This is a genomic window from Priestia sp. TRN 1309 (assembly GCF_050846875.1).
Classification (GTDB): Bacteria; Bacillota; Bacilli; order Bacillales; family Bacillaceae_H; genus Priestia; species Priestia zanthoxyli.
In genome coordinates, this window is the sequence record NZ_JBOZGM010000022.1 from 1 (window position 1) to 605 (window position 605).

The window sequence follows — 605 nt, forward strand, 5'->3', positions numbered from 1 at the left end:
CGAACACGGAAGTTAAGCTCTTTAGCGCCAATGGTAGTTGGGACTTTGTCCCTGTGAGAGTAGGACGTTGCCAGGCTTTTATATCGGAGGATTAGCTCAGCTGGGAGAGCACCTGCCTTACAAGCAGGGGGTCGGCGGTTCGATCCCGTCATCCTCCACCATTTGCCGGTGTAGCTCAACTGGTAGAGCAACTGACTTGTAATCAGTAGGTTGGGGGTTCAAGTCCTCTTGCCGGCACCAGTTTTTCGAGCCATTAGCTCAGTTGGTAGAGCATCTGACTTTTAATCAGAGGGTCGAAGGTTCGAGTCCTTCATGGCTCACCATTTATATTCACACGCGGGTGTGGCGGAATTGGCAGACGCGCTAGACTTAGGATCTAGTGTCTTACGACGTGGGGGTTCAAGTCCCTTCACCCGCATCTTTACTTAATTTCATATATGTGCGGAAGTAGTTCAGTGGTAGAACACCACCTTGCCAAGGTGGGGGTCGCGAGTTCGAACCTCGTCTTCCGCTCCACATATATAAGTCCTGCCGGGGTGGTGGAATTGGCAGACACACAGGACTTAAAATCCTGCGGTAGGTGACTACCGTGCCGGTTCAAGTCC

At 51.9% G+C, this 605-nt stretch carries 5 tRNA genes and 1 rRNA gene; all 6 read left to right on the plus strand.

The features are described from left to right. A 5S ribosomal RNA gene (gene rrf, locus ACRPLQ_RS26340) occupies positions 1 to 76 on the plus strand; the annotation flags it as partial. Between the two features lie 9 nt (positions 77 to 85). Continuing rightward, positions 86 to 161 (plus strand) — tRNA-Val (locus ACRPLQ_RS26345). 3 nt (positions 162 to 164) lie between these two features. Further along, positions 165 to 240, plus strand: a tRNA-Thr gene (locus ACRPLQ_RS26350). 7 nt (positions 241 to 247) lie between these two features. Beyond that, positions 248 to 323: transfer RNA gene (locus ACRPLQ_RS26355), tRNA-Lys, on the plus strand. A 13-nt stretch (positions 324 to 336) separates the two neighbouring features. Then, a tRNA-Leu gene (locus tag ACRPLQ_RS26360) sits at positions 337 to 418 on the plus strand. A 23-nt stretch (positions 419 to 441) separates the two neighbouring features. Next, positions 442 to 516 (plus strand) — tRNA-Gly (locus ACRPLQ_RS26365). Positions 517 to 605 lie beyond the last annotated feature (89 nt).